This is a genomic window from Lonepinella sp. MS14435, assembly GCF_042485795.1.
Taxonomy (GTDB): domain Bacteria; phylum Pseudomonadota; class Gammaproteobacteria; order Enterobacterales; family Pasteurellaceae; genus Lonepinella.
This window is the reverse complement of record NZ_CP169368.1, coordinates 1,741,865-1,763,729: the sequence shown is the minus strand read 5'-3', so window position 1 is coordinate 1,763,729 and position 21,865 is coordinate 1,741,865. Positions and strand designations below refer to the sequence as shown.

Annotated in this window: 18 protein-coding genes; 8 read left to right on the top strand and 10 right to left on the bottom strand. The window is 40.6% G+C overall.

Annotated elements, in window-relative coordinates:
• The first annotated feature begins 67 nt into the window (after window positions 1-67).
• Together lptF and lptG are read left to right on the top strand one after the other, a co-directional pair.
• Window positions 68-1,171, top strand: coding sequence for an LPS export ABC transporter permease LptF (lptF, locus tag O1Q80_RS08360; protein ID WP_386694375.1), 1,104 nt, complete (start codon window positions 68-70; stop codon window positions 1,169-1,171).
• Between the two features lie 7 nt (window positions 1,172-1,178).
• The gene (gene lptG, locus O1Q80_RS08355) at window positions 1,179-2,249 is read left to right on the top strand and encodes an LPS export ABC transporter permease LptG (RefSeq protein WP_386686863.1); all 1,071 of its coding nucleotides are present in this window, start codon (window positions 1,179-1,181) and stop codon (window positions 2,247-2,249) included.
• A gap of 138 nt (window positions 2,250-2,387) precedes the next feature.
• Here the strand turns inward: lptG and sodC are convergent, their stop codons facing one another.
• The 3 genes from sodC to O1Q80_RS08340 all read right to left on the bottom strand — a co-directional run bounded on the left by sodC (window position 2,388) and on the right by O1Q80_RS08340 (window position 4,786).
• On the bottom strand, window positions 2,388-2,954 hold the full coding sequence (sodC, locus tag O1Q80_RS08350; protein WP_386686860.1) for a superoxide dismutase [Cu-Zn] SodC: 567 nt from the start codon (window positions 2,952-2,954) through the stop codon (window positions 2,388-2,390).
• Between the two features lie 149 nt (window positions 2,955-3,103).
• On the bottom strand, window positions 3,104-4,363 hold the full coding sequence (gene proA, locus O1Q80_RS08345; protein ID WP_386694373.1) for a glutamate-5-semialdehyde dehydrogenase: 1,260 nt from the start codon (window positions 4,361-4,363) through the stop codon (window positions 3,104-3,106).
• 12 nt (window positions 4,364-4,375) lie between these two features.
• Window positions 4,376-4,786, bottom strand: coding sequence for a DNA polymerase III subunit psi (locus O1Q80_RS08340; protein ID WP_386696176.1), 411 nt, complete (start codon window positions 4,784-4,786; stop codon window positions 4,376-4,378).
• Between the two features lie 104 nt (window positions 4,787-4,890).
• Here O1Q80_RS08340 and rsmC point away from each other — a divergent pair, with 104 nt between their 5' ends.
• Window positions 4,891-5,892, top strand: a complete 1,002-nt coding sequence (rsmC, locus tag O1Q80_RS08335) for a 16S rRNA (guanine(1207)-N(2))-methyltransferase RsmC (protein ID WP_386694370.1) — start codon at window positions 4,891-4,893, stop codon at window positions 5,890-5,892.
• A gap of 128 nt (window positions 5,893-6,020) precedes the next feature.
• Here rsmC and fbpC read toward each other — a convergent pair whose 3' ends face one another.
• From fbpC to O1Q80_RS08320, 3 genes are all read right to left on the bottom strand, one after another.
• Complete coding sequence (fbpC, locus tag O1Q80_RS08330) at window positions 6,021-7,070, bottom strand: ferric ABC transporter ATP-binding protein (RefSeq protein WP_386696173.1); 1,050 nt, start codon at window positions 7,068-7,070, stop codon at window positions 6,021-6,023.
• Window positions 7,071-7,082: 12 nt separating this feature from the next.
• Window positions 7,083-9,140 (bottom strand): ABC transporter permease, encoded by a 2,058-nt coding sequence (locus O1Q80_RS08325; protein ID WP_386694367.1) that lies wholly within the window; start codon window positions 9,138-9,140, stop codon window positions 7,083-7,085.
• 96 nt (window positions 9,141-9,236) lie between these two features.
• Window positions 9,237-10,277, bottom strand: a complete 1,041-nt coding sequence (locus tag O1Q80_RS08320) for an ABC transporter substrate-binding protein (RefSeq protein WP_386692760.1) — start codon at window positions 10,275-10,277, stop codon at window positions 9,237-9,239.
• Window positions 10,278-10,469: 192 nt separating this feature from the next.
• On the opposite strand from O1Q80_RS08320, the gene udk reads away from it, so the two are divergent.
• Genes udk through O1Q80_RS08300 form a run of 4 tightly spaced genes read left to right on the top strand, consistent with a single transcriptional unit; the run spans window position 10,470 to window position 14,195 of the window.
• Window positions 10,470-11,099 (top strand): uridine kinase, encoded by a 630-nt coding sequence (udk, locus tag O1Q80_RS08315; RefSeq protein WP_386694364.1) that lies wholly within the window; start codon window positions 10,470-10,472, stop codon window positions 11,097-11,099.
• Window positions 11,100-11,112: 13 nt separating this feature from the next.
• Entirely contained in the window at window positions 11,113-11,697 is a 585-nt protein-coding gene (gene dcd, locus O1Q80_RS08310; RefSeq protein WP_386694361.1) for a dCTP deaminase, read from the top strand.
• Between the two features lie 3 nt (window positions 11,698-11,700).
• Entirely contained in the window at window positions 11,701-13,023 is a 1,323-nt protein-coding gene (locus tag O1Q80_RS08305; RefSeq protein ID WP_386694358.1) for a hypothetical protein, read from the top strand.
• On the top strand, window positions 13,023-14,195 hold the full coding sequence (locus tag O1Q80_RS08300; protein ID WP_386694355.1) for a sugar transporter: 1,173 nt from the start codon (window positions 13,023-13,025) through the stop codon (window positions 14,193-14,195). Before O1Q80_RS08305 ends, O1Q80_RS08300 begins: the two co-directional genes overlap by 1 nt.
• A 121-nt stretch (window positions 14,196-14,316) precedes the next feature.
• On the opposite strand, the gene O1Q80_RS08295 is transcribed toward O1Q80_RS08300, so the two are convergent.
• The 4 genes from O1Q80_RS08295 to O1Q80_RS08280 are packed head-to-tail and all read right to left on the bottom strand — an operon-like array spanning window position 14,317 to window position 21,125.
• The gene (locus O1Q80_RS08295; RefSeq protein WP_386694353.1) at window positions 14,317-15,546 is read right to left on the bottom strand and encodes an MFS transporter; all 1,230 of its coding nucleotides are present in this window, start codon (window positions 15,544-15,546) and stop codon (window positions 14,317-14,319) included.
• 15 nt (window positions 15,547-15,561) lie between these two features.
• Window positions 15,562-17,337: an ABC transporter ATP-binding protein gene (locus tag O1Q80_RS08290; RefSeq protein WP_386694350.1), complete on the bottom strand. Its 1,776-nt coding sequence runs from the start codon at window positions 17,335-17,337 to the stop codon at window positions 15,562-15,564.
• Complete coding sequence (locus O1Q80_RS08285) at window positions 17,334-19,103, bottom strand: ABC transporter ATP-binding protein (protein WP_386694347.1); 1,770 nt, start codon at window positions 19,101-19,103, stop codon at window positions 17,334-17,336. The genes O1Q80_RS08290 and O1Q80_RS08285 overlap by 4 nt, the downstream gene beginning before the upstream one ends.
• A gap of 12 nt (window positions 19,104-19,115) precedes the next feature.
• The gene (locus O1Q80_RS08280) at window positions 19,116-21,125 is read right to left on the bottom strand and encodes a TonB-dependent receptor (protein WP_386694344.1); all 2,010 of its coding nucleotides are present in this window, start codon (window positions 21,123-21,125) and stop codon (window positions 19,116-19,118) included.
• A gap of 166 nt (window positions 21,126-21,291) precedes the next feature.
• Between O1Q80_RS08280 and O1Q80_RS08275 the strand changes: the two genes are divergently transcribed.
• Window positions 21,292-21,864 carry a TetR/AcrR family transcriptional regulator gene (locus O1Q80_RS08275; RefSeq protein ID WP_386694342.1) on the top strand — a complete coding sequence of 191 codons (573 nt, stop codon included), beginning with the start codon at window positions 21,292-21,294 and terminating at the stop codon, window positions 21,862-21,864.
• The last annotated feature ends 1 nt before the right edge of the window (window position 21,865 follow it).

The window sequence follows — 21,865 nt, the reverse complement described above, 5'->3', positions numbered from 1 at the left end:
CCAAATTTTTGTAAATTGCAAGTAAAATCTTGTAACGGAACACTTGCAATATTAGAACAGGCATAACGTGATTTTAAATAGATATTTAATAAAAGAAGTTTTCAAAAGCCAAGTAGCGATTTTGTTTATTTTACTTCTGATTTTCTTTTGTCAGCAATTAGTGAGAGTATTAGGCTCTGCTGCGAATGGTAAAGTGCCAGCAGATTTAGTGGTTTCTTTACTCGGGTTGGGTATGCCGACTATGGCACAGTTAATGTTACCCTTGTCGTTGTTTATTGCTATTTTATTAACCCTAGGACGACTCTATGCGGAAAGTGAAATTACCGTGATGCGTGCCTGTGGTGTAGGTTCTCGCTTATTAATTAAAGTGGTTTTATTGTTATCTATATTTACCGCTGGATTAGCTGCTTATAACGCCTTATGGCTATCCCCTTGGGCGATTAAGAAACAAACGGAAATTGTGGAAGATGCTAAAGTAAATCCTCGTATGGCTGCTTTAAATTCAGGACAATTTATGTCTTCTGATAATGGTGATTTTGTATTATTTATCAATGAGATTAGTAATAATAAAATTCATGATGTGTATATTTTCCAAATGAAACCAAAGAAAAATTTTAAACCTTCCGTGGTGACTGCGGAAGTGGGTGAATTAACCTCTTTGCCAAATGGTGATCAGCTGTTAAGTTTGGAAAAAAGCCAACGTGTAGAGGGGACTGCTGTGTTACCTGATTTTAGAGTAACTAATTTTGATCAATACCATGCTTATTTAGGTCACAAAATCGCTGACTCAAAAGAATCTGATGAAGCAGCAGTATTAAATTTTAATGACTTACTCAACGTTAAATCTAGTGCTGCGAAAGCAGAATTACATTGGCGAATCACCTTGGTGTTAGCCGTACCATTAATGGCATTATTGGCAGTGCCATTAAGCCGTGTAAATCCGCGTCAAGGCAGATTTGCCAAAATTTTACCCGCACTTTTATTGTATTTAATCTATTTCTTAGCACAAAGTTCATTGAAATCAGCGGGAGGTGCTGGGAAATTAGATGCCAGTTTATGGATGCCATTAGTGAATGTCATTTTTCTGCTGTTAGGCATTGTGTTAAATAGTTGGGAAAGTGCTTTTATGTACAAAATTCGTAATATGCTAAACAAACCAAAGGTGGCATAGAAAAGTGATGATGAATACCTTAGAACGTTATATTGGTAAAAGTATTTTAGGCACAATTTTTGCTACTTTGCTCACCTTAGTGGGTTTATCTGCCATTATTAAATTTGTTGAACAATTTCGTAGCGTAGGAAAAGGTTCGTACGACAGTCTGCAAGCTATTTTATACACAGTGTTGACGATACCGAAAGATATTGAAACTTTCTTCCCTATGGCGGCTTTGCTTGGTGCATTAATTGCCTTGGGTAATTTAGCTAGTCGCAGTGAATTGGTGGTAATGCAATCAGCTGGTTTTTCTCGTTTAAAAATCGGTTTTGCTGTGATGAAAACTGCACTACCTTTGGTTGTATTAACTATGATTATTGGCGAGTGGGGGATTCCACAAACTGAACAATATGCACGAGATATGCGTGCCAAAGCAATTTCTGGTGGTTCTATGCTATCAGTAAAAAATGGCGTATGGGCGAAAGATGGTAATGATTTTATTTTTGTTAGACGTATTACTGAAGAAGCTAAATTAAATGATATTTATATTTATCATTTTAACGAAAATCATAAACTTGAACAGATGACCCATGCCAATCAGGGCGTTTATCAAGATGGTGAATGGGTATTACAAAATATCAATACATCTACCATGACGGAAGAACAGATCATTACCCAAAATAAACTTAATGATAAATGGAAAACTAATTTAACACCTGATAAGCTGGGTATTGTTTCCTTAAAGCCTACATCGCTATCGATCTCTGGTTTATCGGATTATATTAGTTTCTTAAAACAAACAGGACAAGACAGCAAGAAATTTGAATTAACTTTCTGGCGGAAATTATTTCAGCCAATTTCCGTTGGTGTGATGATGATGTTAGCGTTATCCTTTATTTTTGGACCATTGCGTAGTGTGACAGCTGGGGCAAGAATTGTGGCAGGCATTTGCTTTGGTTTCTTATTTTATGTGGTGAATGAGATTTTTGGTCCATTAAGTTTAGTTTATAGCGTTCCGCCATTGGTAGGGGCGTTAATGCCAAGTATCATGTTTTTGATTATTACTTGGTGGTTATTGAGTCGTAAGCGAGATTAATTACTAAATTATTATATACAAGGTCGCTTACCAAAACCGCATATAGAGTAGCTCACTAAATTTCTGATTGATTTTGTTTTTCTTGAAGTGCAGCCGAAATCGACTGCACTTTTCTATTTTCAATAACTAATGATTTTGTTATTTAATTACTCCGCAAGCCATTCTTGCTCCGCCACCGCCCAATGGTGCTGGGTGGTCTGAATGATTATCACTGCCTACGTGAATCATTAATGAATGACCTTTGATTTCGGTTAGAGTTTTGATGCGTGGAGCCAATACAGGATTGTTGGCGTTCCCTTCCATATCGGTATATAGTGCGGGCAAATCACCTAGATGTGCTTCATCAGACCATGGAAAACCATGATTTTTTGTGTGATGTGGATCCCAGTGACCACCTGCCCCTAAACCAGCGGTTAATTTACCGTCTTTCTCTTTCGGTGCACAACTAGGGTTTTCGTGAATATGGAAACCGTGTAAACCAGCGGTCAGACCTTTTAATTCTGGAGTAAACACTAAACCGTATTTGGATTCTGTCACATAGACATGTCCAAGAGATTTATTTCCATTTACTGGATCGAGTAATTCCATTTCTATGGTTAATGCGTTTTTATCTTTAACCTGATGCCCAGACTCATGATCGTGAGAATGTGCTGCTATTGGTAAAATAAAAGTCGCTAAACTTAAAGCTAATAATGTTTTCTTCATAACTTACCTCAAATGAATAATTATTTAGTGTAAAGTAATAGAAAACGACAATGAAATCCATATCATTTTCTTCGTCCAATAATATACAAACCAAGTTAATTATGCAAATCTAAATAATTTTTAATGGAAAATGAGTAGAAAATGGCAAATTATGCTCTTGATACATAATCCCCAGTCGCCACCCATTTATAAGTCGTCAATGCTTCTAATCCCATTGGACCTCGAGCATGTAATTTTTGTGTGCTTACGGCGACTTCTGCCCCTAAACCAAATTGACCACCGTCAGTAAATCTGGTACTGGCATTAATGTACACTGCTGCTGCATCGACCTGTGCCACAAATTGTTGAGCCAGTTTTTGTGATTCAGTCAAAATGGCTTCGGAATGTTGGCTACCATATTCACGAATATGATTAATGGCTTGTTCAATATCTTTCACAATGACCACATTTAAATCTTTGGATAACCATTCTTGGCGTAATTCTTGATCTTGCACAGCCACCACGTCTGCTCCTGCTTGTTGCAAAATAGAAAGTGCGGTGGAATCGGCGTGAAATTTTACCTGTTTATCTTTTAAATGTGCTGCCAATTTAGGTAAAAATTGGCTGGCAATGCTTTCTTGTACTAACAGGGTTTCTAATGTATTGCAGGTGCTAGGACGTTGGGTTTTGGCATTATCAATTACAGAAAGTGCTTTATTTTGATCCGCACTTTGTTCTACAAAAGTGTGACAAACACCAATCCCACCGACGATCACAGGAATGGTGGAGTGTTGTTTACAAAGATCGTGCAAACCTGCACCACCACGAGGGATAATCATATCCACATAATGATCGAGTTTGAGTAATTGCATTACTAAATCACGATTGGGATCCGTAATCGCTTGCACTGCAGTTTTGGGTAAACCTGCTTGTTCAAGAGCTGATTGTACCACTTCTACCAGCACTTTATTAGAATGTTGGGTTTCTTTCCCACCACGTAAAATCACGGCATTACCGGTTTTTAAACAGAGGCTCGCTACATCAATGGTCACGTTAGGGCGAGCCTCATAAATGGTACCAATCACGCCGAGTGGAACACGTACTCGTTTGAGTTTTAAAGCACTATCCAATATGCCACCATCAATCAGTTTACCCACAGGATCGGCAAGGGAAATAACATGGCGAACATCATTCGCAATGGCTTTTAATCGATCTTCGGTAAGCAATAAACGGTCAATAATAGCCTCACTTAAGCCTGCTTTTTTCGCATTGTCAATATCCTGTACATTGGCTTGTAGAATGCGATTTTGTTGCTGTTCTAACTGATCGGCAATCAAGGATAAGGCATGGTTTTTTTGTGGTTGAGAAAGTTGAGAAAGGATAAAAGAGGCTTGTTTGGCGGCTTTACCCATGGCAATTAAATCGGTCATTATGTTGTCCTGTTAATTTGTGCTTTGAATTTGTTGCCAAAGTTGGCGTTTCGCTTTGGAATCTTGTTTTAATGTGGTTAAATCTGGGCTTTGCCATAAGTGAGATGATTGTTCACATAATGGCAAAGTGCGGTCTATTTTTTCACGATTTTGACTGAGTAACCAATAAGTTACCTGTTGTGTTAGGTTGAGATGATAGATCTGATCAAAATCAATAAATAGGCAGTCATTTGGTTTGATTTGATAACTTCGTAACACATCTTGTATAAAATCGACATCAGCTGATAGCGGTGTTTCTGAAATAATAATCAAACGGATATGTTCAGCTACTTGAATATATACCGCCCCTTTTAACGTGTCCGGACGGCGTAATTTCCATTGGGTCATACCCATTTGTTGTAACAGAAGATCTCGGCGGTTCAAAATTGTATCCACAAAAATAAAAAATTAGCTTTATTGTAAATAGGTTTTAGAGTTTCGTAAATAGATTGCGTATAATAGCGAAAATTTTATATAGGATCATTACTATGCTTAGTCTTGAAAGCCAAGTTTTACAACGTCATCTCGCTTTTTTTGAACATAAATCTGTTTTATTTGCTGGGGGAGTCAATGATGATTTTCCAATGCAAATTCGTTCGCAAGGAAAATCTGTCAAGATTTGGTCTTGTTATTTTGATTATGTGAACCGCTTAAAAGACAAAAGTTCGGTACATTTTGGCGAAATTTTTCAGGATCAAGTGGATTTGATAGTTTTTTATTGGACCAAGAATAAGCAAGAAGTGCAATTTCAGTTAATGCAATTATTAGCCAATTCGCCACTCAATCAAGAAATCTTGATTATTGGTGAAAATCGTTGTGGTGTGCGTTCGGTAGAAAAAATCCTCGCACCTTTTGGCGATATTGGCAAGATTGATAGTGCAAGACGTTGTGGACTTTATCATTTTTGTTTGCAAAAAGCACCGCAGTTTGATGTCGGGAGTTATTGGAAAACTTATCAAAATGCAAAATTAGGTGAGCTAAAAATTCAAAGTTTACCAGGGGTGTTTAGTGCGAATGAGCTGGATATGGGAACAGATTTGTTACTTTCAACTTTGAATCAGAAAATTTCGGGCGAAGTGCTGGATTTAGGTTGTGGGGCTGGTGTTATTGGTGCTTTTATCAAACAACATAATCCGCAAATTAATTTAGTCATGAGTGATATTCACGCGATGGCGATTGCTTCGGCTAAACGGACGTTAGATGAAAATGGCTTGGCTGGTGAAGTGATTGCGAGTGATGTATTTTCTCATATTCAAGGTAAATTTGATTTGATTATTTCTAACCCCCCATTTCATGATGGCATTGATACGGCATATCAGGCGGTAACAACCTTAATTGAACAAGCAAAACAACATTTAAAAGCAGGTGGAGAATTGAGAATTGTAGCAAATGCGTTTTTGCCGTATGCAGATTTATTGGATCGGTGTTTCGGTCTGCATCAGGTGTTGGCGAAGACGGGGAAGTTTAAGGTGTATTCGGTGAGTTTGTGATGGTTTAGCCCCGTACTCTCGTACGGGGTTAAGCATAGTGACGCTACGCCGTAGCTTTTTCTTTTACGCTAAGATGCGGAGCATCGTCATTTGCTTAACCCTGTACGCAAGTGCAGGGTGAAACACATTTATTCTCTTTTAAGCAAAAACACCCCATTCTCACTCAAATGCACAAAGGCACTTTCCGCATTCGGGTCAAAATCTTCAGGATTACAATTTACCAACAAATCCTTACCGCCCCAATCTGCTACAATTTCCCAATGATTACCCATATACACCGCACTTTTGATGTGGCATTGTTGGCTAGGCTCGCCACTGTGTTTTAAGCGAATGGCTTCAGGACGCACGCCCACTAAACATTCGCCATCAGGTAAACCAAATTGAGCAGCGTTCGGCAAATAGAATTGATAACCGTTAATCGTCACTTGATTTTGTGATACTGAACCGTCAAAAATACTGCTTTCGCCCATAAAGTTGGCTAAAAATAGCGAATTAGGACGTAAATACAGCTCTTTGGCTGGGGCTTTTTGCATAATTTTGCCTTTGTGCATTACGATCACTTCGTCTGACACCGCAAAGGCTTCGGTTTGATCGTGGGTGACATAAAGGGACGTAATGCCTAAACTTTGTTGTAATTCACGGATTTTTTCCCGCATAGAACGGCGTAAATTGGCATCTAAGTTACTTAACGGCTCATCAAATAACAACACTTTGGGCTTTAATACTAAGGCACGTGCCAAGGCAACACGTTGTTGTTGACCGCCTGAAATTTGATCCACAAAGCGATCTTCAAAGCCTGCCAAGTCCACCAATTCTAAGGCTTCTTTGACTCGCTGTTTACGTTCTTCACCGCTTACACCCTGCATACGCAAGCCATAACCCACGTTATCACCGATAGACATGTGTGGAAATAACGCATAGGATTGGAACACAATACAAATATCCCGATTTTGGATAGACGATTTGGTCACATCTTCGCCATCAATAAAAATTTGCCCTGATGTTGGGTTTTCTAATCCTGCCACTAACCGCAACACGGTAGTTTTACCGCAACCAGATGGACCAAGTAATGTTACCATTGTGCCACGTTTAATGGTTAAATCTAAATTATCAATGACAACCGCTTTGCCAAAGGCTTTAGTGATATTTTTTAATACTAAGAAATCTTGACTCATAATTTACAACCTTTATTAATTCATTTTTTTCGCTTTGGAACGGGAAATGCGAGTGTCGCCCACGATCCAGTCAAAGAATAAGATAATCGCCATCATCACCACGATTAAAATAGAACCATAAGCAATGGCAATGCCGTATTCACCGTCTTCTACACGGTTTAAAATATAAGCGGTTGCCACTCGGGTGTCGGCGGTGACTAAGAAAATAATCGCACTCACGGTGGTCATTGCTCGCACGAAACTGGTGACCAGAGCGGACAATAATGCTGGTTTAAGTAATGGGAATACAATATACCAAATGGTTTTAAACGAACTACCTTTTAAAGACAGAGACGCTTCATCAAGGGATTTGTCTAGTTGCCCCAACCCCGCAATAGCCGCACGCATCCCAATCGGCAAGTCACGCATTACCATTGAAATAATCACGATAATGCTGGTGCCAGTGATATACATTGGAGCATCGTTAAAGGCTAAAATATAAGACACCCCTGCCACCGTCCCTGGCACGGCAAAGCAAAGCATGGTGAGAAATTCCAATGTTTTTTTGCCTTGGAAATCTTTTCGCACCACGATATAGGCAATCAACAAGCCGAAAAGGGCGGTGAGTGGAGCAGCAATACCAGCGTAGAACATGGTATTGAGTAGTGAAGGCCACGCCCCATCGCTTAATCCTTGACCGAATAATAACGCATAGTTTCTGGTGGTTAAGGTGTAATCCACGCCCCAGTTGACGGTGAAACTGCCGTAGAAAATACTGCCGTATAATGCCAAATTAAACACAATCCAAAAGGCTAACATGGTAATAATTGTCCATTTCAAGCCTTGTGGCAAATCTTGCACATCGCCACGATAGGATTTGCCCGACACCGTCACATAGGAACGGTTGCCGATCCAAATATATTGCACCACGAAAATTAGCAAGGAAAAAATCAACAACATTGAACCCAGCGTACTTGCCGAAGCGTAATCTAATTGTGATCCTGCAATATAGAAATAAATTTGGGTCGCAATCACATCAAAGCTACCACCTAGCACTAACGGATTACTAAAGTCCGCCAAGGATTGAATAAATACAATCAAAAATGAGTTCGCCAAGGCAGGGCGGAGCAGTGGGAAAATGATATTGTAGAACGTTTGATAGCGGTTGGCTCGTAGAGTGTAGGACGCTTCTTCAATAGACGGGTGAATAGATTTCAATGCACCGTCTAAAATCATAAAGGAAATTGGGGCGAACGCCAAAATCTGTGCAATGGCAATACCGTTAAAACCATATAACCAGTTATGATTAGTAAAGCCTAGATAGTCGTTTAAAAATTCAGTCACATAGCCTGAACGTCCAAGCATTAAGGTTACTCCAAGACCAACTACAAATGGCGGTGTAACAATCGGTAAAATTGAGAAAATTTTACCAATAAATGCTGTGCGTTTGGCAATTCGGGTGGTGTAAAGTGCAAATGCTAATCCAAAGATAGTAGAAACTATACCAACGAAGCCAGATAATAATAGGGAATTGCCAATTACTCGCACAATATAATTTTGGCTTAATATGCGTAACACTTGTTGCGGAGCGAAAGTATCGCTGTCATAAAACATTGACACGAAAATCGCCACTGTGGGATACACAATGAAGAAGAAAATTAATAAGATGATAGCCAAAATTGAACCAATAATAAATTTATCCCCTTGCATGACTTTCAATTTTGCTAAAGCAAAAGTAGCAATAGCGGAAAGTGTACAAATGAGAATAAGTACAGAGTAGCCCATGGATATTTTGTAAATCATTGCACTGATGAACAAAAATAAAAAGTTAAAAGCAACTAAAGCTAATTCTGTTTTGGCTTGCTTTTCTGTTGGTAAATTTAGTTTTGGAATAATTAAAAAGCCAACTAATGGCAAAAACCATAAAATAGTTAAATTAAATGATGACCAACCCATGGCATCATAAAATTCATCAGCGGTACTTTCCAGTAAGCCATAATCTAAGGCTTGAGATGGCAGTAGCAAAAAAGCAATAAAAGCTAACAACAGCCAAAAATTAGCTGTTTGGGTAAAAGGAATTTTTGCGGAATTCATACAACCTCGCAATTAGAATGGAAAAATTTTTGTTTTTTAACCGCACTTTAATCCCCGATTTTAATAAAAAGTGCGGTTCTTTTTTAAGAAGATTTTTTATTTCGCTAATTTAACCTCTTGCACCCATTTTTCAATTAGGCGTTTACGTTCAGCACTATCACCATATTTCTCAAAATCATAATTGATTAGGTTTAACTTGGTTGGATCAAATGCTGTTGGAGATTGTTCAGCAGTAGTATTAGTGAGAGTTTGGTGAGAATTACCTTTACGCCAAGCGGTTTCTTGTCCTTCTTTGGAAAGCACAAAATCGACAAATAATTTTGCATTGTCAATATTTCTTGAACCTTTGATAATACTTAAACCGCCCAATTCATAGCCAGTACCTTCACAAGGCACAATCAATTCCACTGGTGCCCCTGCTTGTTTTTGCACGGCGTAATCGTGTAAGAAACCGATACCAATGGTTGCTTCACCACGAGCAGCACTGTTAGACGGGGTGATACCTGATTTGGTGTATTGGGAAATATTTGGGTGTAATTGTTTGAAGTAATCAAATGCACCTTGTTCACCCCAAAGTTGCACAAAGGTCGCAATGGCGGTGTAAGCGGTGCCTGAACTTTGTGGATCGGCGATTTGAATTTCACCTTTTAAACGTGGATCGGTTAAATCTTTCCAGCATTTTGGCACCTCGGTAATACCCAATTTTTTTAAACGCTCAGTATTTACGCCATAGCCCAAAATTCCCATATAAATAGCAGATACATAATGCCCTTTAATTTTGGCAGGATCTTGGAATCTCTCAACTACCTCTTTGATATGTTCAGATTGATAAGGTTCTAATAACCCCATTTCAGCCGCTTGAGCTTGTGGATCGAATGTTCCGCCGTACCATACATCGGCTTGTGGATTATTTTTTTCCGCTTCTACTTTCGCAAAAGTTGAACCTGAACCGTTACGAATAAAAGCCGTTTTGACATCATATTTTTTACCAAACGCCTGTGTTTCTGCTTCGCACATTTCGTTAGTCGCACTACAATAAACCACCAAACGGCCTTTGGCGAGAGCTTGAGTAGATAGCATTAAACCTGCACCTAAAAGTGCGGTGGAAATAGCAAAAGAAATTTTATTGAATTTCATAGGATACCCCATTTTGTTGAATTAAATGTTAAAATACTCTCATATAATAACGATTTTAACGATCTGATTCTGTGAGATAAATCACAAAATTTAAAATTTCTCCATTTAAACCGAAAAGAGTGGTTAAAAACTATTAAAAAAATGTATTTTTCTTTATAATCAAGCAAATCATTTAGTTATTGAGATAAAAATATGAATTGTATCATTATCGCCATTGCGGGAGCCTCCGCATCAGGTAAAAGTCTAATTGCTTCCACGGTTCATCGTGAGTTATGTGAAGAATTAGGCTGTGAGGATATTGGCATTATTGCCGAAGATAGTTATTACAAAGATCAAAGTCATTTAGATTTTGAAACCCGTATAAAAACCAATTATGATCACCCAAATTCTATGGATAGAGAATTATTAGTTAGTCACTTAAAAGCCTTAAAATCAGGTCAATCTGTCGATATTCCTGTTTATAGTTATGTGGAACATACCCGCACCAATAAAGTCACCCATTTCACCCCGAAGAAAATCGTGATTTTAGAAGGGATTTTATTGCTTACTGATGAAAATGTACGTAAGGAATTAGCCATGTCGGTGTTTATCGATACGCCATTAGATATTTGTTTTATTCGCCGTTTACAGCGTGATATGGTGGAACGTGGACGGTCGATGGAGTCGGTGATTGAGCAATATCGTGCTACGGTTAGACCGATGTTTTTACAATTTATTGAGCCATCTAAACAATATGCTGATGTAGTGATTCCGCGTGGTGGTAAGAATCGTATAGCTATTAATATGTTAAAGGCTCAAATTTTAAATTTATTAGGTAAATAGGGGCGTGCAAAAAATGAGATTATGTGATACCGATATTGAAAAATATTTAGATGAAGGCATTATTTCCCTAACGCCTCGACCTGATAATAGCAAAATTAACGGGGCAACCATTGATGTGCGGTTGGGCAATTCTTTCCGTGTATTTCGTGAACACAGTGCGCCTTTTATTGATGTCAGCGGTCCAAAGGAAGCCGTGGCGGCACAATTAGATTTAGTGATGAGCGATGAAATTATTATCGGCAATAATGAAGCCTTTTATTTGCACCCAGGTGTGCTTGCGTTAGCCACGACTTTAGAGAGTGTGAAATTGCCTGCTAATGTGATTGGCTGGCTTGATGGGCGTTCTTCTTTGGCGCGTTTAGGCTTAATGGTACATGTTACCGCACATCGTATTGATCCTGGTTGGGAAGGCAAAATTGTGTTGGAATTTTATAATTCGGGCAAATTACCGTTGGCGTTGCGTCCGAATATGATTATCGGGGCGTTGAGTTTTGAAATTTTGAGCGGTAATGCGGCTCGTCCTTACACTAGCCGTGAAGATGCTAAATATAAACACCAACAAAGTGCGGTAGCGAGCCGAATTAATCAGGATAAATAATCAATGCTAAAAAAAATAAGTGCGGTACTTTTTATTGTTATTTTTGCATTTATTGCCTTTCTTTATGTACAGAAAGGTAAAATAGAGCAAAAATTCACCGCACTTTTGGCAGAAAATGCGGTGAAAACTAGCAAAATTGAATTTCGTCTTTTCCCGCCTGTAATGGTGGAATTAAACGATGTGCATTATGTTTTTGCTGAAAATAAACGACTTGTCGCTCAATCCTTGCGTGCTGAATTAAACTTGTGGTATTTGTTACAAGGGGAAATGAATTTACAATCTTTCCATCTAACTCAAGGGCAAGTGTTCTATACAGATTCAACGATTCCTGATTTAACTGAGCTACAAGTGGATCTCCGTCCTGATTTTCCCCTTTCTTTACAGGATTTATCCGTTTGGTTGAAATCTTTTCATTCCAATCATGTAACATTACCTAGGGTAAATATAGATTTATCGGCGGAAACGGCACAAAATGACCAAATTAAACTTAAATCACAATTTGCCGTTGCTTTGAATAAAATTCAGTTTGCAGCATTAGATAGCCAGCTCGTATTAAGCAATAAACGCTTGTTTAACCAAAACAAATTGGCGTTACAAGCCGAGCAAGGTTTCTTGATTTTTACTCCGAATCATTATATTGTCACCTTTGTTCACCCTGTATTTAATCAGATTAAATTAGACGAAATCCAAGCAGAAGTCGATGCTCAAACGGATTTATCGGTATCAGTGCAAGTTTCTCAACAGGCACAAAATACGGCATTGTCATTAAATTTAAACCAACAGCAAGATAGCTATGTTTGGACGGTAGCAGGCACGCAATTACCCCTAGAAAGTTGGCTAACAGCCTTTAATATTGCTGAATTAGTCAGTGGCAATGCCAATGTAGAAATGCGGTTATTTTCCGATGAGATAATGCCAAAACAGGGCGATGTTGAGATTGATGTTACAGACGGCAAAGTGAAAGGCTTGAATGTGTTGCAATTAATCAGTCAATATACCCCGATTAATTTTGATGAAACGACTAAAAATATGGATACCAATTTTGATGTGGCTCAAGCCAAATTTCACTGGCAACCTACTGTTATTCAGGTTGATGAAGCGAAATTACAACACCGCTATTTTATTTTACAAAGCCAAGGCGTGGTAGATTTAACCCAAAATCGCTGTGATTTCCGTGCTAATATTGCGGTGAATGACCAGCGTTATCAAGCATTAGCTTTGCCTGTGCGATTCTTTGGCAGTTGTCAATCACCTGAATATAAAGTGGAAATCAACCGCAGTTTTCGCGATCAGTTAAAGAATTTTATTAAAGAGAAATTAAAATAATGTTAGATGCAAAAAAAATAGACCGCGTAGCTTCTTTGCGTGTGGTAGCCATGGCATTTGCCGCTTTTGTGTTTAATACTACCGAATTTGTACCTGTCGCATTGCTATCGGACATTGCCAACAGTTTTGCTATGGACGTAGCGGAAACAGGGTTGATGATTACGGTTTATGCTTGGATTGTATCCTTGGCATCTTTGCCGTTAATGTTGGCAACGGCGAAATTAGAACGCCGTAGTTTATTGCTGAAAGTGTTCGTGTTATTTGTGGCAAGTCATGTATTGTCGGTATTGGCATGGAATTATTGGGTATTGTTATTAGCACGCATGGGGATTGCCTTTGCCCATGCGATTTTCTGGTCAATTTCGGTGGCAATGGCAATGCGAGTCGCACCAAAAGGCAAGCAAACCCAAGCTCTCGGCATGATCGCCATGGGATCTGCCATGGCAATGGTGTTAGGCTTACCGATCGGGCGAATTATTGGTCAATGGTTAGGTTGGCGAGCGACTTTTGCGGTGCTTGGTGTGGTGGCATTTGCGATCATGCTGATTCTAGCAAATTTGTTACCACGTTTACCGAGTCGCAATGCTGGTTCATTGTCGAGTTTACCATTATTGGCAAAACGTCCGTTATTAATCGCTACCTATATTGTGGTGATGTTGATTGTTACCGCCCATTTTACCGCTTATAGTTATATTGAACCTTTTGTGATGAATATTAGCCAGTTAAGTGAAAATACAGCCACCCTGATTTTGCTGGTTTTTGGCGTAGCAGGCTTTACCGCCAGCTTCTTATTCAGTCGCCTTTATCGCTTTTTCCCAACGGGTTTTGTGATTGTGGCACTCGCCATTATCACCAGCTCATTGTTCACCTTTTACCTTGTGAGCGATCATGTCACCTTGCTGTTCGTGCAAATCTTCATCTGGGGCATCGGTATCTCCGCCATGACTTTGGGCTTACAAATGCGAGTATTGCAGTTAGCCCCCGATGCCACTGATGTTGCTACCTCCATTTTCTCTGGCATTTATAATATTGGGATTGGTGCTGGAGCATTAGTGGGAAATCAAGTTATGCAACACTGGGGATTGGCAAATATTGGGTTTGTAGGATCGGCTGTGGGCGGATTGGCTGTTTTAGTTTTTGTGTTGAGTTGGTTGAAATATCGTCAGCGTTAAATTTATAATGTAAACCTTACGTTAAAATATAAAAAGTTTCAATCACATTTGAAACTTTTTTGTGCAAGCAATACTTTCAATTAACGAAAAAAGTAAAGTGCGGTTAAAAAATTTTGAGTTTTTATTGATTATATTCCCTATACGCCAACGCCCACACCAACACCGCAAACAGCGTAGAAACAAAATAAATCCCATTATAACCAATCAAATCAATTAACCGCAGTGACAGAAAGCCTGTGGTGTAAGTGCCGAGCAAGAGAATGGTGAATTGCAGTGAGCTGTCCACGGTTGGGAAGGTGGCTTTATCCATGAGCAGGGTCATTAAAATCGGTAATAAAATGCTGTATCCTGCACTTAATAAGATAATCGGCAGGGAAAATAAATAATCTTGATAGATGAGATGGTCTTCAAAATAAAAACTGAGTACCACGGGGATTTGGATAAATAAGCCCCATTTTAACAAGGCACTGCGGGACATTTTTTTCAGTAACGGCACGCTTAGTGGGGTAAAAATAATGGAAACCACGGGAACGACAATACTCAACACAAAGCCGATTTGTTGCGGTTGCCAGTTTAAGGTGGAAAGTTTGGGGACGAAGGTGCTGGCAAGCAGGCTGTATGGTACGCAACACAAGAACAAAATGGCGAACCAGTAATAGCCTGCGTTGGGTTGTTGCCAGAATTGAATCAAGCGTTTAAAGAAAAAGCCTAGGCTGTATTGGTTGGCGGAAACTGTTTCGGTATGGGTTTCCCGATAAAATAGCACTTGCAGAAACACAACCAACCCAAACAGGCAGATGAATAAAATCGCCTTATCCCAGCCATAGTGTTGATAAATAAACAAAAATAAGCCACCACCGAGCATTCTGCCTAATCTTGAACCGATAATTTGAAACACGCCGCCGTAGCCACGTTGATTTTCAGGCAGCAGGATCACGGTTAAGCCTAAGCTGGCACAGCCGAAGATTACGCTCATTAGGCTTAAGCAGGCACAAATGAACATTAATATGCCAAAATCCTTTTGTGGCTCAATAAAATACAGCCATAAAAAGGAAGCAAATAACAGGCTGCTGGACAGCAGTAACCAGGTTTTAAATTTGCCGATGGATTTGAAATAAAATTTTTCCAATAGTGGCGTGATGACCACTTTGATCACTTCAAAAATAGATAACAAATAAATCCAACTGATGAGTTTCAGATCCAGTTGGTGATCTTTTAACACTGTAATCAGTCCGATCATATAAAAGCTGACAATGATAAATTTGAAATTAGACGCATTAAACAGCAACGCCCAATCTTGCCAACTTAATTTTTCTTTCTTATTCAAAGAGCTATTCAAAGCGTTATTCATTGAGTTTTCCATAACTTATTCCCTAACCTGTTTCCGCCAAAAATCGGCGTAAATGCCCTGTTTGGCTAATAATTGCTGATGGGTGCCTTGTTCGGCGATGCTGCCGTTGTCCAACACATAAATCTGGTTGGCTGCCACAATGGTGGATAAGCGGTGGGCGATAATCAAAATGGTTTTGTCTTTGACCAACGCATTCAAGGCTTGTTGTACCGCTAATTCATTGTAGGTATCCAGTGCTGCCGTGGGTTCGTCCAGAATCAAAATCGGTGCGTCTTTTAAAATGGCACGGGCAATGGCTAGGCGTTGTTTTTCACCGCCTGAAAAATTGGTGCCGATGTCGGCGACTTGGGTGTGATAGCCTTGTGGCAGCCGCATAATAAAGTCGTGGCATTGGGCAAGTTTGGCGACCTGAATCACGGTTTCGTCATCGGCATCGGGTTTTGCCATGCGGATATTGTTCAAAATGCTGTCTTGAAACAAATACACGTCTTGAAACACCACGGAAATCATACTCATCAACTGGCTTTGGCTCATGTGGCGAATATCCATGCCACCAATTTTAATCCTGCCTTGCTCGGGATCACCTTGGCGTAACAGCAATTTCAACAAGGTGCTTTTGCCACAACCGCTGCTGCCGACAAAGGCGGTCAGCGTTTTTTCGGGAATGCTTAAATCTATCTGATTTAACACCGCACTTTCTTGTTGTGGATAACGAAAGCTCACTTGTTCGTATTGAATATCCACCTTTTCAGGCAGCCTTGGGGCGGTTTGTTCGGTAAGCTCGGGCAATGCCATTAAGCCTGCCAGTTTTTCGCTGCTAATCATAAAAATTTCCAGCAACGATGCCATTTGCACAAAGAAATTCAGCACATCGGCAATTCGTGCGATCATAATCATTACGGTTGCCAACATCAGCCAATGCACCGATCCCGTACTCACCCACACCGCACCCAGCAGCAAAATCACCAATAAACCGAATTGCACGGTTGAAGTGATAATTAAATTGGGGATTTCGCCCTTTTTGGTACCGATTTGTTGAATTTTCGCCACATCTTGTGCCACCTGCTTAAATTGATTTTGCTTGTCCGCCAGTTGCAGGGTGGATTTCAGCACGCTCAATCCTTGGGTAAATTCCACTGCCTCGCCTTTGAGCTTGGTATTGGCTTCGGCTAAAATGCTGAAACCGCGTCTAAACGCTTTTCTACGCCATAAATAAAGCGGCACAATCAACGGAAAAATCAGGCAAATCAGCAAAGCAAACCGCCAACCGCCGTCAAAAAAGCACAAACAGACTGCCGCTCCCAAAGGAATAAAAATGGCGTACAGAATAATGCTCATTAAGGTAAAGGCGTAACCAGCGGCTTCGTTGATACTTTGCACCAGCACCGAATTGATTTCGCCTGAACGCAAACCGCTTAAAATCACCAACGGCACACGGCGGAGTTTTTCCCCTAACTCCGTACGCAGCTGATGAATGGCGAGATTGGCATAGCCTTTGGTGTCATAGGTTTCCGCCAGTATCCGCAACACAATGGCAGCCAATAACAATGCTACAATCCAGCTCAATGTGCGGTAAAACGGCGTAGGCTGTTGCGTGTCAAGACTGAGCAACAAAGGATACAGCAAGGCAAGGCTGATACCGAACAGCAAAGCGGAAAGCCCTGCCGACAGCAAACGGAAGATCAATTTACCTTTTTGGCTGCCTGAACTATCTAGCAACAGACGGTAAGAATGAAACAGCCCTTTGCTGTGAAAGGTGGCTGGATTGATGTAGCTGTCCAATTTCATCATTTCACCTCCAACACCCAATGATTGGCTTGTTGATACGCTAGCCATAATTGTTGATAAACAGGGGATTGTGCCAGCAAATCCTGATGTTTGCCTTGTGCGGCGATTTGTCCTTTTTGCAAGTAAATAATTTGATCGGCATTCACTACATTGCTTAACCGATGTGCCACCATCAGCACGGTTTTATTTTGCATTAAGTTGTTAAACGCCTGCATCAATTTGAGTTCGTTCTCTATATCGGAATAAGCGGTCGGCTCGTCTAACAGCAAAATCGGACGGTTTTGCAAAAACGCACGGGCAATGGTCAAACGCTGTTTTTGCCCACCAGAAAGCAGTTGCCCACGTTCGCCTACGGAAGTTTGATAACCTTGTGGCAAGCTCATAATAAAATCGTGAATATGGGCTTGTTGGGCGGCGTTTATCATGTCCTGTTCAGACACATTGTCTAAGCCGTAACAAATATTCTCCGCAATGCTGCCTGAAAATAAGAAGTTATCCTGAAATACCACCGAGCAAAGCGACATCAATTTTTCGGGGGCAATGGCTTTAATATTCACGCCGCCGATACAGATCTCACCACCAGTTACGTCCCAAAACCGCAGCAACAGACTGAGCAACGTGGTTTTGCCCGAACCCGATTCGCCGATAATGGCGGTAAAGCTGTTTTGTGGGACGGAGAAATCAATTTTATTTAAAACTGCGGTGTTTTTTTCGCCAGTTTTTTTGGTTTTATTTTCTGTTCTGTTTTCTGTTTCATAGGCAAAGCTAACCTGCTTAAACGCAATATCAAATTGTTCGGGTAATTGCAGATTATCGCTCACGGGTAAAATTGGCATGGCTTCAATTTCGTTAATTCGTTCAATAGAAGCACGGGATTTTTCAATCAGATGAAATAGCCCCACATAAGGATGTAGTGTTTCAATGAAACCTGTTGCCAACACTAAAAACACAAACAACGTAAAGGTGGAAATCGTCCCTTGCCAATACAGCAGACTGCCCAAAGCGAGCAGAAAAATCGTGATCGGCATGGGCGTTAATAAGGAACGGTTCAGGCGAGCCGACCATTTCATCGTATCTAACCAATTTTGCATCACTTGACGAAAATGAATTAACGCCTGTTGAAAACGTCCGTAAGAGCTTTCGCCTGCATCAAAGGTGCGGACGGTTGCCATGCCCTGCACATATTCAACAATCGCACTGTTTACCTGAGCCAATGCCAAGCCGTATTGGCGGCGAAAAGGCTGGCTACGGGAAAAGCCGAGTTTTAAAATCAACAACATGGTTAAAGCGAACAGCAAAGCAGCCAGTGCGAATGGCAAGTTGAACCACGCCAACGCCAGCACTACAAACACAGGCGTACTGTATGCTTCGGCTTTTAACGGCGGTGCATCGGCGACAAAAGCGTGCAAGGCTTGCACATCATCAACCAACACTTTGGACAATGCCCCCGAACCGATATTTTGCACTTGCCCCAACGGCAGACTAGCGATTTTTTGCGATAAACGCTGCCTTAAAATCTCTTCCAAACGGAACGCCGCATAATGCGAGGCATCGTGTGCCTTGATTTTGCAGGTGTAGTGCAACACGGTCAGCACAAATAAAGCGAGCAGATAAAACAGCGGAAATTGCGATTGCACCGCTTGATACACAATGCCAATCATCAACAGCCAAATCAATAATTTCATCAGTTGGGCAAGGCTTGCCAGCAGCATAGAAAAACGCAGCTGTTTTTCCACTGGACGGCAAATTTCCGCATGTTTTATGCTCATCTTTTCCCCTAATTAAAAGCGTAATTCGGTGGATAAACCATACAAGCGTGGTTGCAACTGTTTCACGCCAGTGTATTGATCCACAAATACCGTGGAGCGGTCGTTAAAGATATTGTTGGCAAACAACATCACTCGTCCCTGCTTAAAGTTATAGGCAAGATAGGCATCGGTGTGGGCGTAAGAGGACACTTTGCCTGTTGCCGTGTTGCTGATGTTGGAGTAATAGCCATCGGTGAAACGTGCATCTACGCCCATTTCCCAACCTTTCGGCAAGCTATATTTTGTGCCTACGCTTAATGTATAGTTTGGCGAACGGCTTAATTGATTGCCCTCATAGGCTTGATGTTGGCTATATTGTTTGATTTTGGTTTTTAACAAACCCAGTGCGGCGTAAAGATCCCAATTTTCGGTGGCGTGCCAATTTAAGCTCATTTCCGCCCCGTAAGTAACCGCTTTTTCTGCATTGTCAATTTGGCTGTTGTAGAGCAGCTGCATATCTTTGTAGCGGTTGTAGAACACATTGGTATTGAGTTCAAAGCGTTTATCCGCACTTAACCAACGGTGATAAAGCTCGTAGTTCCACACATATTCAGGATCGTATTGATAGCTGACAATCGGTGGGAAAAAGGTAACTGCCGCACCGCCTGGGTTATAGCCACGTCCCACTTTTACGCCTAAACGATGTTGTGCATTGGGTTTCCATGCTAGATCAATTTTTGGCAGGAATACTTTGTCGGTTTTATCTCGGTTAATCACAAAAGGATTGTTACCGCCGTGGCGAGTGTGGTGTTCTTGTTCATAACGAGCGGAGAGGGTGGCATCAAACCAATCTTGCGAATAGGTGATTTCGCCGAAAATCGCTTTGGTGGTGCTTTTATCGTCAAAATTATGTCTGCCACCATAAAGTGGGTGCATATCTACCCATTCATCGTGTTTGGATTGGAAATAAAACGCTCCGATTAAACCTGAATAAGGGCTGTCTGCGGATTTAAATTTGAACACAGGTTCAATTTGAATGTCGTGTCCTTCAAGGTAGGCAGGGTTGCCACGCCGTGTTGGTGGTGCGGATAAGCGGTCATTGGTGTATTTGGTGTATAACACTTTGTTTTCCCACTTCCAGCCCTCGGATAATTGCAAGCCTGTGTCCAAAACAAAATGATACGATGAATTTTCCCACACCGGCATTTCCCCTGTGCCACTTGCTCCCTCGGCTTGCGGTGAGCGAGAATCAATGTAGTTGTAGGTCAATTTTGCATAAAAATCAGGGAAAGCAGACGGCAGCCACAATAATTTGGCACGAATGGTATCGGTTTTAAATTTGCGTGGGTCGCCAGCTTCGGCATAACTCGGCATATCCGCAAAACTCGTCCGCCCTTGACGTTCCGCCGACAAACGGAATAACAATTCATCTTTCACCAATGGACCTGACAACATCAACGCATATTGGCGGTAATTTTGATTACCAAAACCGGCTTTCGCCGCCCCCTCAAATTCATTGGTCGGATCGTTTGATGTCATAATCACCGCCCCAGCAATCGCATTACGCCCTTGAGCATAGCTTTGCGGACCACGATAAATCTCCACCTGTTTCATATCCCACAAGGATTTTGTACCGAACGCCAATTCGTTGTAATTGGTAGAACGCCCGTCAATCGACACATTCAAACGTGGACGAGAACCGCCGAAAAACGCCACCCCGCCCGTGGCTTCGCCAGCACTGTTAATCCCCCGAATGGTCGGCAACTCATTGCCTACGCCCGTATCTAAAATATTAGCTGTTTTTTGCAATAACGATGCGATGGAAATTTGATTGGCTTTTTCTTTGATGTCTTTATCGGTATGCACCGCAAGGCTTGAACTGGTTTCGTGGCTAGAACGCTCGAATTTTTCGCCTGACACCACAATCTGTTCTAATTGATTTGCATTGCTGACTGTTTTTTCTGCACCAACTGCGGTATTATTGAATGCTATAGAACATACGCCTACAAGCAGTATCGGATGTGCTTTGAGATCTATATTCATTATTGTGTTCCTCCTGAAAAGTTGATCTTAGGTTTATGTTTACAAAATTAGATATTATTTACAACTTTTGTAAAGTTAATACAAAAATAATAACATTGCAAATGATAATTACTATTATTTGTTGATTCTTTTATTTTCAGTGGTAGATTTTTAATAAGGTGGGGATATGGATAAGCAAACTTTGATTAAGCATTGTACTCAACAGCTTTTTTTCCAGCATGGCTGGGAACGAGTGTCAATTGGTGATATTTGCCAGCAAACAGGCATTAGTCGAGTAACCTTTTATAAATATTTCAAGAATAAAAAGGAACTGATTAAGCAGTTGTTTCTTGATCATATTTTTGAAATGGAACAAGAATTTCAACAGTTAATCACTGATAAACTCCCTTTGGAGCAGGTAATTAATGCAATGCTTAAAATGCAAAAGCAGGCGATGGAAAAGTTATATTCTCAACCGATGGTATATGATTTACAACATCATAAAGATAAGGAACTCAGTGCTTTTTTTATTCAGTTGGAACAGCAAAAATACCAATTTATGCACGCTTTTTTCTCACAATTACAAAAAAACAAAATCATTCGTGATGATTTCCCTGTACTATTAATTGAAGTATTTATTCGTAAAATAGACGAACTCAAAAAAGATCCCGATCTCGCCCAATGCTACCAAGGTAAGGAACAGCAATTTTTAAAAGACGTGTTGAGTTTGTTGATGTATGGGATTGCAGCAAGGGCATAAA